This window comes from Sphingomonas sp. NY01, assembly GCF_038809135.1.
Classification (GTDB): domain Bacteria; phylum Pseudomonadota; class Alphaproteobacteria; order Sphingomonadales; family Sphingomonadaceae; genus Sphingomonas; species Sphingomonas carotinifaciens.
Genome location: NZ_CP101722.1, coordinates 2,395,526 through 2,408,430, shown reverse-complemented (window position 1 = coordinate 2,408,430; position 12,905 = coordinate 2,395,526). Strand labels below are relative to the sequence as shown.

Annotated in this window: 12 protein-coding genes and 1 tRNA gene; 6 read left to right on the top strand and 7 right to left on the bottom strand. The window is 66.1% G+C overall.

What is annotated here, in order from left to right:
• Positions 1-6 precede the first annotated feature (6 nt).
• Together NPJ82_RS11620 and NPJ82_RS11615 are read left to right on the top strand one after the other, a co-directional pair.
• Entirely contained in the window at positions 7-1,347 is a 1,341-nt protein-coding gene (locus tag NPJ82_RS11620; protein ID WP_342657463.1) for a sigma-54 dependent transcriptional regulator, read from the top strand.
• Positions 1,348-1,688: 341 nt separating this feature from the next.
• Positions 1,689-2,828 (top strand): ionic transporter y4hA, encoded by a 1,140-nt coding sequence (locus NPJ82_RS11615; protein WP_235903819.1) that lies wholly within the window; start codon positions 1,689-1,691, stop codon positions 2,826-2,828.
• Here the strand turns inward: NPJ82_RS11615 and NPJ82_RS11610 are convergent.
• Both NPJ82_RS11610 and NPJ82_RS11605 read right to left on the bottom strand, forming a co-directional pair.
• Positions 2,801-3,088 carry a hypothetical protein gene (locus NPJ82_RS11610; RefSeq protein WP_342657462.1) on the bottom strand — a complete coding sequence of 96 codons (288 nt, stop codon included), beginning with the start codon at positions 3,086-3,088 and terminating at the stop codon, positions 2,801-2,803. The genes NPJ82_RS11615 and NPJ82_RS11610 overlap by 28 nt on opposite strands.
• Entirely contained in the window at positions 3,064-4,776 is a 1,713-nt protein-coding gene (locus NPJ82_RS11605; protein WP_342657461.1) for a M1 family metallopeptidase, read from the bottom strand. Before NPJ82_RS11605 ends, NPJ82_RS11610 begins: the two co-directional genes overlap by 25 nt.
• A 114-nt stretch (positions 4,777-4,890) precedes the next feature.
• Here NPJ82_RS11605 and lon point away from each other — a divergent pair, with 114 nt between their 5' ends.
• The 3 genes from lon to NPJ82_RS11590 all read left to right on the top strand — a co-directional run bounded on the left by lon (position 4,891) and on the right by NPJ82_RS11590 (position 7,908).
• Positions 4,891-7,287 (top strand): endopeptidase La, encoded by a 2,397-nt coding sequence (gene lon / locus NPJ82_RS11600; protein ID WP_149680756.1) that lies wholly within the window; start codon positions 4,891-4,893, stop codon positions 7,285-7,287.
• A gap of 213 nt (positions 7,288-7,500) precedes the next feature.
• On the top strand, positions 7,501-7,773 hold the full coding sequence (locus NPJ82_RS11595) for an HU family DNA-binding protein (RefSeq protein WP_112382708.1): 273 nt from the start codon (positions 7,501-7,503) through the stop codon (positions 7,771-7,773).
• A gap of 60 nt (positions 7,774-7,833) precedes the next feature.
• Positions 7,834-7,908, top strand: a tRNA-Val gene (locus NPJ82_RS11590).
• 254 nt (positions 7,909-8,162) lie between these two features.
• Here NPJ82_RS11590 and NPJ82_RS11585 read toward each other — a convergent pair.
• From NPJ82_RS11585 to gntA, 5 genes are read right to left on the bottom strand one after another with little or no spacing between them, the layout of a single operon-like run.
• Complete coding sequence (locus NPJ82_RS11585) at positions 8,163-8,672, bottom strand: hypothetical protein (RefSeq protein ID WP_342657460.1); 510 nt, start codon at positions 8,670-8,672, stop codon at positions 8,163-8,165.
• Between the two features lie 49 nt (positions 8,673-8,721).
• Entirely contained in the window at positions 8,722-9,645 is a 924-nt protein-coding gene (locus NPJ82_RS11580) for a toxic anion resistance protein (protein WP_342659007.1), read from the bottom strand.
• A gap of 15 nt (positions 9,646-9,660) precedes the next feature.
• Entirely contained in the window at positions 9,661-10,779 is a 1,119-nt protein-coding gene (gene uvsE, locus NPJ82_RS11575; protein WP_342657459.1) for a UV DNA damage repair endonuclease UvsE, read from the bottom strand.
• Positions 10,776-11,372 (bottom strand): urea carboxylase-associated family protein, encoded by a 597-nt coding sequence (locus tag NPJ82_RS11570; RefSeq protein ID WP_112382712.1) that lies wholly within the window; start codon positions 11,370-11,372, stop codon positions 10,776-10,778. Before NPJ82_RS11570 ends, uvsE begins: the two co-directional genes overlap by 4 nt.
• A complete protein-coding gene (gene gntA, locus NPJ82_RS11565) occupies positions 11,365-12,057 on the bottom strand; it encodes a guanitoxin biosynthesis heme-dependent pre-guanitoxin N-hydroxylase GntA (RefSeq protein WP_342657458.1) in 693 nt (230 codons plus the stop codon). The genes NPJ82_RS11570 and gntA overlap by 8 nt, the downstream gene beginning before the upstream one ends.
• A gap of 156 nt (positions 12,058-12,213) precedes the next feature.
• Here gntA and NPJ82_RS11560 point away from each other — a divergent pair, with 156 nt between their 5' ends.
• Positions 12,214-12,900: a Crp/Fnr family transcriptional regulator gene (locus tag NPJ82_RS11560; protein ID WP_342657457.1), complete on the top strand. Its 687-nt coding sequence runs from the start codon at positions 12,214-12,216 to the stop codon at positions 12,898-12,900.
• The last annotated feature ends 5 nt before the right edge of the window (positions 12,901-12,905 follow it).

Genomic DNA, 12,905 nt, shown 5'->3' with positions numbered 1-12,905 from the left:
GGGGATATGGCGAGCGGAAAGAGCGCGAGCGCGACGATGCGCGTGCTGCTGGTGGATGACGACACGACGCTGCGCGGCGCGCTGGCGCAGTCGTTCGAACTGGCGGGGATCGAGGTGGAGCCGCATGCCGACCCGCAGGGCGCGCTGGCCACGATCGATGCCGATTTCGCCGGCATGGTGGTGACCGACATCCGCATGCCCGGCATGGACGGCACCGAGCTGTTCCGCCGCATCGCGGCGATCGATGCGGATATCCCGGTGATCCTGATGACCGGGCATGGCGACGTGCCGATGGCGGTGGCCGCGCTGAAGCAGGGCGCGTTCGACTTCGTCGCCAAGCCGTTCGCCGCCGATCACCTGATCGCCAGTGCGCAGCGCGCGCTGGAGATGCGCCGGCTGGTGCTGGAGAACCGGCGTCTGCGGCTGGCGGCAGAGGAAGCGCAGGGCGCCTATCCGCTGATCGGCGAGACGCCGGTGATGATGCGGCTGCGCGACATGGTGCGACAGGTGGCGCAGGCCGATGTCGACGTGCTGATCGAGGGGGAGACGGGCACCGGCAAGGAACTGGTCGCGCTGCTGCTCCACCGCTGGAGCGCGCGGCGCACGCGACCCTTCGTCGCAGTCGATTGCGCCGCGCTGCCCGAGACGATCGCGGAGGGCGAACTGTTCGGACAGGCGCATGGCCGCACGCCCGGGCGGATCATGGCGGCCAATCGCGGCACGCTGTTCCTGGACGAGGTCGACAGCATGGCGCTGGCGCTGCAGGGCCGGATGCTGCGCGTGGTGGAGGAGCGCGAGGTGCGCGCGATCGGCGCGGAGGAACGGCAGATGCTGGACCTGCGCATCGTGGCGGCGGCGAAATCGGATCTGGCGGGCGCGGTGGCGGAGGGGCGGTTCCGGGCCGACCTGCTCTACCGGCTGGATGCGGTGCGGCTGCGCGTGCCGCCGCTGCGCGAACGCCGGGCCGACGTGCCGCTGCTCTTTGCGCATTTCCTGCGCGAAGCGGCGGAGCGGTTCGGGCGCGAGGTGCCGATGATCGACGCCGATGTGGAGGCGCGGCTGTTGTCGCACGACTGGCCGGGCAATGTGCGCGAGGTGCGCAACTATGCCGGTCGCGTCGCGCTGGGTTTGCCGGGGGAGGGTAGCGGCGCGGGGAGCGACGGATCGCTGTCGCTGCCCGAACGCGTCGAGCGGTTCGAGGGGGCGACGATCCGCGCCGCGCTGGAGGAAGGCGGCGGCGACGTGCGCGCCGCGCTGGTGACGCTCGGTATTCCGCGCAAGACCTTTTACGACAAGATCCAGCGGCATGGCATCGACCTGAATGCGTATCGGCAGGGGCGGGGGTAGGGAGTTATCGAAAGGCGCCGTCCCGCATAGCCCGTTTTTTGGCCATTGATGGCAGTCAGATGGAAAATCTTCCGTTCGTCTCGATTTGTCATCCCGCTTGTCGAGATGGCGTATCGAGAGACCGTTGCCCGGGGCGATGATGTCTCGATACGCGGTCTCGATACGCTCCTCCGGAGCTACTCGACACGAACGGGTCTCGGGGGAAATTGGAGGCGGGGGCGCGAGGCGGCTCAAGACCACACCCCAGGAAATGCATGATCCATGTTGGACGATGCGCGCCAAGTGGCCGGTTTTGGCAACTTTCATGCCGTTGTTGCATTGCTGGAATAAAGGGAGACGCAATGACACAGACGACGGCAGACGAGGAACGGATCGTACCCCCGGCCAGCAAGCGGGCCTTGCTGCAACGATTGACGATGCCGTGGTGGACGCTGATCTTCCCCCTGCTCGGCGTCGGCGCGGTCCTGATCTCGCTCTACAAGATGGGAACGCCCGGCCTGATCGCGGCGGCGGTGATCCTGATGGGATGCGTGCTGGCCGCGGTGCATCATGCCGAGGTGGTCGCGCACCGGGTGGGCGAGCCGTTCGGCACGCTGGTGCTGGCAGTCGCGGTGACGGTGATCGAGGTGTCGCTGATCGTCAGCCTGATGCTGTCGGATGCGGGCGATGCTTCCACGCTGGCCCGCGACACGGTGTTCGCGGCGATCATGATCATCCTGAACGGCATCGTCGGACTGTGCCTGTTGTCGGGCGGCGTACGGCATGGCGAGCAGCGCTTTTCACTGCGCGGGGCGAGCGCCTCGTTGAACGTGCTGGTGGCGATGGTGGTGCTGTCGCTGGTGCTGCCCAATTACGTGTCGAGCGCGCCGGGGCCGACCTATGCCCCGTCGCAACTGATATTCGTCGCGATCGTCAGCCTGATCCTCTACGGCACCTTCGTGTTCGTGCAGACCGGGCGGCACCGGGAGATGTTCCTGCCCGCCGACGAGGACCTGCCGGCGGATGCGCACACCACCGTGCCATCGGGCAGCGACACGCTGGTGGCGCTGGGGCTGTTGCTGGTCGCGCTGGTCGGCGTGGTGCTGCTCGCCAAGGGGTTGTCGGCCAAGGTGGAGGAGGCGATCCTGGGCGCGGGCCTGCCGCTCGCGATCGTCGGCGTCATCATCGCCGGACTGGTGCTGGCGCCCGAAAGCCTCGCCGCCTACCGCGCGGCCAAGCGTAACCGGTTGCAGACGAGCCTGAACCTGGCGCTGGGCTCGGCGCTGGCGACGATCGGGCTCACCATCCCGTCGGTGGCGATCGTGTCGCTGGCGCTGGACCTGCCGCTGGCGTTGGGGATCGGGCCCAAGGAAATGACGGTGCTGGTCCTGTCGCTGTTCGTCATCACCCTTTCGCTGGGCACCGGGCGGACCACGCTGCTGGGCGGCGCGGTCCATCTGGTGATCTTTGCGGCCTATCTGTTCATCACCGTGGTGCCCTGATCCCGCGCACGCTGCCGGGCCGCCAGCGCCAGCCCGGCGGCGAGTTGCAGCGCGCCGTAGAGCCGGCGGCGGGTCGGCCGGCCGGCAAAGGGCCGGACGAGCAGGTCGACCGCCGGGGTGCGCGAGCGCCACAATGCGACATGGCGTTCGGGCTGGAGCAGCCCGAGCAGCCCGTCGCCGATCATGAACACCGCGGCCATCTCCGCCGTGCGGCGAAGGGCGGCCTGCGTGTCGGTCAGTTCTTTCGTGTCGCGCGCCATGCCTGAAACTCCTCGATTGCCGTCGAGCGTTTCAACACGCGAGCCCAGGGATCGATCACCACATGGGCGTCGGCGGGCACGACAAGCGTGCCGGAGCCGCCCGTCATCGGCAGCTTTTCGATGCGGTCGCCGACCTGTACCTCGATCGGCATGGGGAAGGGGCGGTCGTTGGCGACCTTCCAGCGCAGCGTCAGCCGGTCGCCATCGCGGGTCTGTTCAAGGTCCGGCAGTGCCGCCTCGCGCAGATAGACATCGAAGAACCAGCGATAATCCCGGCCGGTGACCTGACGGACGAAGCCTTCATATTCCCGGCTGGAGCCGAAGCGCGGCTTGAAATTGCCGGGCTTCGGATCGGTGCGGCCATAGACGGCGAGGCGGGTGACATCCCAGAAGGCCTTGTCGCCGATCAGGTTGCGCAGGGTGTGGAGCATCCACGACCCCTTCATGTAGATGTCGAGGCCGGGGCCGCCATTGGCCGCCTCGTACACATCCTCCTCGGTGATGACGCGGTCGCGCACGATCGGCACCTTGGCGGCGATCTGGGGGCGTTGCAGGTCCATCATCGCGGCATAGCGGGCCTCGCCCTCGCGCCAGCGGCCATAAGCGGGCTGCATGTAGCTGCCATAACCCTCGTGCAGCCAGAAATCGTCCCAGTTGGCCGCGGTCAGCTGGTTGGCGAACCATTCATGGGTGAATTCGTGCTGGAACAGCCAGTCGAACCCCTCGACCGCCTTGGCATATTCATTGCCATAGGCGTTGATCGTCTGGTGCTCCATGCCCTTGTGCGGGGTTTCGACCACGCCGACCTTCTCGTCCCCGAACGGGAAGGGGCCGACGAGCGATTCAAAGAAGTCGAGCGTGGGGGCGAATTCGGCGAACAGCTTTTCCGCCTGCGGCTTCTCGCCGGGCAGATACCAGTAATGCATCGGGATCGTGTTGCCGAAGCGGCTCTTGTAGGTGCCGCTGATCTCCTCATAGGGGCCGACATTGAGCGCGATGGCATAGGTGTTGGGATTGCGCGTGCGCCAGTTCCAGCGGGTGCGGCCGTCCGGCAGCGTATCGACGCCGAGCAGGCGGCCGTTCGATGGCGCCTTCAGGCCGGCGGGAACGGTGATGTGCAGCGTCACCTGCTCAGGCTCTGCGGTGGGAAAGTCGAGACAGGGCCAGAACAGGTCGCAGCCATAGCCTTGCGCGGTGGTGGCGAACCACAACCTGCCGTCCGGCGTCTTCGACCAGACCACGCCGTCATCCCATGGCGCGCGGACCGCAACGTGCGGCGTGCCGCGATAGGTGATGCTGGCCCTGATCTTCTGTCCTGCTCCCTTCGCGCGGGGGAGAGGAATGACGAGCTGCCCGTCCGGATTGGACCATGTGCCGGGTTTCAGCGCCACGCCGTCGATCGACACGGCGGAAACCGGCAGGTTCCTGTCCAGGTCGATCAGCAGGCGGGACACGGGCGCGGTGGCGGTGAAATCCAGCACCGCGACGCCGGCCAGTTCCTGCGTTTCGGGCAGGACCTCGAACGACAGGTCGGCGGTGTCGAAGCGCAGCGCCAGTTGCTCGGCCGGGCGGATGCCGCCGGAACGCTTGGTCTGCTCGGTCAGCGGCGGCTCCCCCTTTTTGGGGAGCGGCGTCGCCATTGCGGTGGAGGCCAGGAGAATGACGGCGAGCATCGGTATACGATTCATGCGCAAACTTGTTGCCGGTCGTCGCAAGCTTGGCAAGGCGTGATTGATGGATGCTTCACCCTCCCCATATAAGGGAGCATGAGGGTCCCCCCGGCGGGACCCATCGGAGACTCCATGACTCAGACCTACCCCGTACTTCCGCTCCGTGACATCGTCGTGTTCCCGCACATGATCGTGCCGCTGTTCGTGGGCCGTGACAAATCGGTGGCGGCGCTGGAAGCCGCCATGGCCGCCGACAAGGAGATATTCCTGGTCGCGCAGCTCGATCCGGGCGAGGACGATCCCGCCCGCGAGGACCTGTATGAAATCGGCGTGTCGGCGACCGTGCTGCAACTCCTCAAGCTGCCCGACGGCACGGTGCGCGTGCTGGTCGAGGGCAAGCAGCGCGCCCGGCTGGTCGAGCTGACCGCGGGTGAGACGCATCTGACCGCCACCGTCGATACGGTCGAGGACAGCGGCGCGGACAATGACGAAATCGCCGCGCTGATGCGCTCGGTGGTCGACCAGTTCGAAAATTATGCCAAGCTGAACCGCAAGCTGCCCGCGGAAACTGCGGTGCAACTGGGCGAGATCGACGAGCCGTCGCGGCTGGCCGATGCGGTTGCGGCCAATATCTCGATCAAGGTGGCCGACAAGCAGGCGCTGCTGGTCGAGACCGATCCGGCCAAGCGGCTGGAGATGGCCTATGCCCTGATGGAGGGCGAGCTGGGCGTCCTGCAGGTCGAGAAGAAGATCAAGAGCCGCGTCAAGCGCCAGATGGAGAAGACGCAGCGCGAATATTACCTCAACGAGCAGTTGAAGGCGATCCAGCGCGAGCTGGGCAATGAGAGCGACGAGGGCGACGGCGACGAGATCGCCGAGCTGACGCAGAAGATCGCCACGCTGAAACTGTCCAAGGAGGCGCGCACCAAGGCGACGTCGGAGCTGAAGAAGCTGAAGACGATGGCGCCGATGAGTGCCGAGGCGACCGTGGTGCGCAATTACCTGGACGTGCTGCTCGGCCTGCCATGGGGTAAGAAGTCTAAGATCAAGAAGGACATTCCTGCCGCCGAAGCAGTCCTGAACGAGGATCACTATGCGTTGGAGAAGGTGAAGGACCGGATCGTCGAATATCTGGCGGTCCAGGCGCGCACCAACAAGCTGAAGGGGCCGATCCTGTGCCTCGTCGGCCCGCCCGGTGTGGGCAAGACCTCGCTCGGCCATTCGATCGCCAAGGCGACGGGGCGCGAGTTCATCCGCCAGTCGCTGGGCGGCGTGCGCGACGAGGCCGAGATCCGCGGCCACCGGCGTACCTATATCGGCAGCCTGCCGGGCAAGATCGTGACGAACCTGAAAAAGGCCGGCACGTCCAACCCGCTGTTCCTGCTCGACGAGATCGACAAGCTGGGCCAGGACTTCCGCGGCGATCCGGCGTCGGCGCTGCTGGAGGTGCTCGACCCCGAACAGAACGGCAAATTCAACGACCATTATCTGGAGATCGACATCGATCTGTCCGACGTGATGTTCGTGTGCACGGCCAACACGCTGAACCTGCCGCAGCCGCTGCTCGACCGGATGGAGATCATCCGGCTGGAGGGCTATACCGAGGACGAGAAGGTCGAGATCGCCGAGCGGCATCTGATCGCCAAGCAGGTCGAGGCGCATGGCCTGAAGGACGGCGAATTCACGCTGACCAATGAAGGGCTGCGCGCGCTGATCCAGCGCTACACCCGTGAGGCGGGCGTGCGGACGCTGGAGCGCGAGGTCGCCAAGCTGGCGAGAAAGGCGCTGCGCCAAATCTTGGAGGGCAAGACGCAGAGCGTGACGATCACGCCCGAGAACCTGCACGAGTTCGCAGGCGTGCAGAAGTACCGCCACGGCCTGTCGGAAACCGAGCATCAGATCGGCGCGGTGACGGGGCTGGCTTGGACGGAGGTGGGCGGCGAGCTGCTGACCATCGAAAGCGTGACGGTGCCCGGCAAGGGACAGGTGAAGACGACCGGCAAGCTGGGCGACGTGATGAAGGAGTCGGTGCAGGCCGCCTTCAGCTTCGTGCAGGCGCGCAGCCCGAGCTACGGCATCAAGCCCAGCCTGTTCCATCGCAAGGACATCCATATCCACCTGCCCGAAGGGGCGGTGCCCAAGGACGGTCCGTCGGCGGGTATCGGCCTCGTCACCTCGATCGTCTCCACGCTGACCGGGGTTCCGGTGCGCAAGGAGGTGGCGATGACCGGTGAGGTGACGCTGCGCGGCCGGGTGCTGCCGATCGGCGGATTGAAGGAGAAGCTGCTCGCGGCGCTGCGCGGCGGGATCGAGACGGTGCTGATCCCGCAGGAGAACGAGAAGGATCTTGCCGACATCCCCGCCAACATCAAGGAAGGGCTGAAGATCATCCCCGTCGCGCATGTCGACGAGGTGCTGCGTCTGGCGCTGACCGAGCCGTTGGAGGCGATCGACTGGACCGATGCGGACGAACTGGCCGCGCTGCCGCCATCGGGCGTGGCGCCGGCCGGAGGCGAGCTGCACCACTGATGAGGTTGGTACGGTCGGGAGCGGAGGTTTCCGTCGCTTTCGGCCGACCGTCCGCTACGGGTCTTTGAAATCTAAACGATTTCGCTACCCATCCTGCCGCACGGGGGCCTACCGGATTTGTTTGACAGCCTGTAAAGGCGTCGCATTATCCACGGCTTTCACGGTCCATCGATTCTTTCGACAGCGAAATGATTCGGCAAGGGGGGTTTCAGAATGAACAAGCAGGAGTTGATCGCCACGGTCGCCGACACGTCGGGGCTGGTTCGCGGGGACGCGGTCAAGGCGGTCGAGGCGGTGTTCGATGCGATTTCCGCCGCGCTGAAGAAGGGCGACGAAGTGCGCCTGGTCGGCTTCGGCACCTTTTCGGTTTCCAAGCGCAAGGCGTCTACCGGCCGCAACCCGCGCACCGGCGAACCGATGACGATCAAGGCCTCGTCGCAGCCCAAGTTCAAGGCCGGCAAGGGCCTGAAGGACTCGGTGAACTAATCTGTTTTTTTGGGCTGGACAGGCGCGCAGGTGCCGCCTAAAGGCCCGTCTCCCGGTTACGGGCGCGTAGCTCAGCGGTAGAGCACACCCTTCACACGGGTGGGGTCACAGGTTCAATCCCTGTCGCGCCCACCATATCCTGGATATGGTTCAACAAAACGGCCGCCCGGTCGCCTTCCTCGGAGAGCGCGACCGGGCGGCCGTTTTGCGTTGTCGTGGCCGCTTTTGTTTAAGCCGCTGGCCTTTTGGGTTGGGGCGCGGCAATCGGTCTCTCGATACACCGTCTCGATACGCGGCTTTGCCGCTACTCGACGGTTACTCGAGATGAACGGGTGAGGAGGGAGGTCAGGAGCGTTTGGCTCTGCTCCACGATGGAAGCCTGCGCCGCTTCAGCCCAGCGGATCGCGGTTGCCGTAGCGGGTTTCGATGAAGCGCAGATTGTCGGCGAAATTGTCGAGATTGTCCTGCGCCATGGTGCGGCATAGCGTGCGAAGCCGGTCGAGCATCTTTTCCAGACCCTCGGTCAACACATAGCTGGCCGAGCGACCGGTCTGGCGGAAGATTTCGGCGCGGTGGGCTGGGGGGATATCGGCATAGCTGGAGACGAGTTGCGGCAGGTGGGTGTCGCGCATCTGGCGTACTTCGGTCAGCGCCGAGACGAGCAGCGGGTCATCCTTGGCGCGCCGCTCGATCTGGGTGGCGAGGTCGAGCAGTTCGGCGACCTTGGGGCGTGCTGCGTCGGGCAGGCGAGGGTCGTCGGCGGAAAAGCCGGCGGGCGCGCGATCGGGCGTGAGGGGCACCGATGGGCGGTGGGCGGGCGATGGCAATGACGACGGGGAGGACGGCGCGGGCTGCGCCGTGCCGAACAGGTCCGAGAAGAATTTCATCAGGCCGCTCACCGCTTACCCCGTATTCCCGCGCGCCCCGACGGCGCCCTGCCATGGGTAATCATCGCGCGCCCGCAAATCCAGTCGTGGCGGCAGCGAGCGCGTGACGCATCTGTTCCACCGCATCGTCCAGAGCGCGGGTGGCGCTTGCCCGGTCCGAACCGGCGGCGGCCTGCGCGGTACGATCGAGGGCGGCCGCCTGCGTGGTCATCCGCTGCCCCTCGGCAAGTGCGGCGCGGGCGGCCAGCGCGGTGCGCAAGGCGGCCATCATCGTCTGGCCAGCGCGGCCGATCGCGGCGCCGAGCGCTTCATGCCCGTCCAACAGAATGTCGAGCGTCATCCAGCCCTGGCGGGTGACGAGAAGCTGGGTCAACACGTCACGCAGGCGTTCCTGCACCGTAGCGCCGGCGCGGGTGCGCAACAGGTCGGCGCGGGGTGGATTGTCCACTGCGATCTCGCGTGCGGCGGCCTCAACCGCCTGTTCGGCCAGGCGCAGGAACTGACCGGCTTCCTCCAGCCGGTGGTCGGCGGCGAACAGCCGTTCGCGGTGGCCGCGTAAGGTGATCGCCTCGCGCAGCAGGGCGTCGCGCTGACGTTCCAGGTCGGCAAGCAGGTCGGTGAGCAGGGTGCCGGAGTCGACCGTCGGGACGGGCGGGGGCGGGCGGCCGAACAGCCGGTCGGCAAAGCTCTGTCGCGGCGGCGCCGGCGGGGTGGCAAGCGCCTCCACCTCGGTCCTGAGGCGGGTCAGGATCGCGTCCGCTTCGGCGGCGGCGGGGGTGGTGGACTGGGGGAGCCGGCGGCTTTGTTCGGCCGCATGGGCGATCTCGTCGCGGCCCAGTCGGCTGAGCAGGGCGAGCAGGGCATCGTCATCGGCGGCGAGCCATTGGCGCAAAGCCTCGCGAACGCGGCCCTGCACCATGCGGCGGCGATCGGGGTCGAGCGGGGCAAGCGCGGTTTCGGGCGAATCGGCAGGCGGCGAAAGCATCACGCGAATGTGGTATCAGGCGTCGCCCTCGTCCACATCGGGCGCGTCATCGGCATCGGCACCATCCGCCAGTTCGGCTTCGTCCTCGCTGAGTTCGGCGGCATCCTCGGCAGTGATACCGAAGCGGGCGGCGACGTCGGGGGCGAAGCGCAACATGTCGGGGCGCAGCTTGATGAGGCTGATGTCCTTGGACTTGCCTTCCAGCATCACGTCGAATTCCAGGCCCTCGGCGGTGCGCATGAAGGTGCAGAATTCGAACGGGTTGGTGAAGTCGGCATGGCCGGTCCAGATCGGCGGGCGCAACACCGTCTTGACCCGCGCGCCGGGCTTCAGCGGCGCCTTAAGCTGTTCGCCCTTTTTGGGTTTGGCGCCGGGGGCGACCTTTTGCTTGATCTCGCGCAGCTCGGTGCGGGGGCTGGAGAAATGGATCTTGGGCCGGACGCCGGCGGGCCAGCTTGCCATGAATTTTTCGAGCGTGTCGCGCAGGTCGAGCCGCTCGGGATTGAGGCACCAGAAATGCTGATAGTCGAAGATCAGGCGGACGCCGGTGCGCTCGTGAATCCACAGCACGTCGGCCGCCGAGAAGCGGATGTCGTCGTTTTCAAGGACGAGACGGCGGCGAACATGCTCGGGGCACTGCTCCCACCCCGCAATCCAGCGGGCGCGGCTGGCCTCGTGATCGTCGTAGACGCCGCCGACATGGGTGACCATGACCGCTTCGTCGTCCAGCTCCATACGGTCGAGCATTTCGGCCTGGCTGGACAGATCCCAGATGCTCTTCGTGGTCAGCGCCGGATTGGGGGCGTTGAGCAGCACATATTGTGAGGGGTGGAAGGACAGGCGCATGTCGAGCGCGCGCGCCTTGGCGCCGAGCGCGCGCAACTCCGCGTCGCTTTCCGCGACCATGTTGTGGAATTGCGGCATGTCGGGGTGCGTGGCGTAGGGCGCTAGATCCGACGAGAGGCGGTACATGTCGATCTTCTGGGTCGCCAGATAGTCGAGGATGGCGTCGACATATTCGAGCGAACATTTGAGATGCGGATTTTTCTGCCAGCGCCGGGTGTCGTTCGATTTCATCCCCGGTTTGCCCATGACCTTGACGGGGAAGCCGAGGCGTAAGGGGCGATCGGTCATGCGGCGGGGCCGGCGTCGATGCGGTACTGGATCGGCTTGAACGAGCCGCCGTTCGACTGGAGGGCGGAGCAGGCGGTGAGGCCGATGACGAGGTCCATCTCGGCGCGGAAGCGGATGAAATCACCGGCCTTGCTGAGCGGGGGCTCGACAGTGAAGGTGCCGGTGGCGCCGTCGATCGGCACGTTCATGAAGCAATTGAAGGCGGTGGGGATCATGTCCGGCTCGACGCCGTAGGGCTCCAGCGCGGCAGCGAGATTGCCGAAGCAGCCGCGATGGGGATCAGTGTCGCCGTAGATGATACGGAACGTGTCCTTCGAACAGGGCGTCAGCAGGAAGTCGTGCCGGCCGACCGTGTCCTCCAGGATGGAGAGCATGACGTTGGACCGGTTCGAATAAAGCGGGTCGCCCGTGGTCAGGTAGAGCCGGCTGGCATAATCGAGCGTGCGGCCCGACGAGATGACCTCGCGCAGATCATCCGCGTTGAACGCGAGCAGGTCGGAGACCTGACAGCCTTGCGGATCGATCACGGTCAACTCGGCGCCCTTCGGTAGCCGGAAACCGGCACCGGAGCGGGGCGGGATCGTCTCAACCATGCGCCGCACCTCCGCCGCGATGAAAGGGGCAGCGCCAGTCGGATGGCACTTCACGACCGCTATACTGGCGCGCCTCGCTGATCTCGCCGTGGCGGGCGAGCATCGGGTTGAGCGAGCCGGCGAGATCGAGATCGCGCGCAAGGATGGAGGCGCGCAGCTTCTCGTAACGCTGCTGTTCGCGCAGCACCTCGAACTGGTCGTGCAGGTTGAACACCATGGCCGGCGTCGCGAAACGCCGTGCGGGGCGGCTGGCGGCGGGGTGGAGGCCGACGACGAAGAACGCCTCGCCCGCAAAGCTCAGCGAGAAATGCGGATCATCGGGATCAGTGCTGACGCTGGGGTCGGGTTGGTAGCCGAGCCATTCGTCCTTGTCGGACAGTGACTGGGCACGTGCCCACAGGTGCTGCTCGAACCCGGCCTCGTCCAGATCGCCGGGGCCTTCGAACAGGATGACCAAGGTCCGGAACAGCGCACGGTCGGCGCGATATTTGGCGACGGTGGTGGTGAGCGCAGGCAGGATGCGCATATCGTCCCAGGCGGAGCGCAGGTCGCGGGCGACCAGAATGTCCATCTGCCCCTTGGCCAGTGCCGATTTCGCCCCCACGCACGGAAAACTTGCCTCCCGTATCGCGCCGATGAATTCCTCGGCGAGGGGGTGGTCGTTCTGGTAACTGATCGTTCGCATGGCCGATGGAACCCGCGGGGTCCAACAATGTTGCGTCAGATGATGATGTATTGACCTGGATTAAGACGAATGTTCGGTCCCCGAAATACAGGCGGTGAACGAGGAGCGGACAGCATGATAACGGATCTGTTTTTGCGAGGCCGCGGGCGGGAGAGGATGTCCGCCACCGATATCCAGGCGCTGGAGGACTCCGTCGAGGATGTCCGCACGCTGGGCCCGCGCCAGTTGCTGGTCGAGCGGGGGCGCGAGGTGCAGAACAGCACGTTGCTGCTCGAAGGCCTGATGTGCCGGTACATGGACGACCGGGAAGGGCACCGGCAGATCGTGGCGTTCCATGTGCCGGGCGATTTCGTCGACCTGCACGGCTTCACGATGAAGCGGCTGGACCATGACATCGGTACGCTGACCCCGGTCCGCTACGGCGTGGTGCCGCATGCGCGACTGACGACCGTGACCGAGTCCTGGCCGCGCCTGACCCGGCTGCTGTGGTTCTCGACCCTGCTGGATGCCGCGATGCACCGCGAATGGATCTTCCGTCTCGGACGGCTGGGCGCCGAGGGGCGGGTGGCGCACATGTTCTGCGAACTGCACGCGCGCATGGCGATGATCGAACGGGTGACCGACGGCAGCTTCACCCTGCCCGTCACGCAGGTCGACATCGCGGAGGCGTGCGGGCTGACCAGCGTGCATGTGAACCGCGTGTTGCGGAGCCTGCGCGAGCGCAATGCGTTGACATTCAAGGGTGGCGTTGCGCGTATTCTCGACCTGAAGGTGTTGGAGACGCTGAGCGAATTCGACCCGCTTTATTTGTACGGCTCCGATGTCGAACTCGGGGCCGGCTAGGGAGA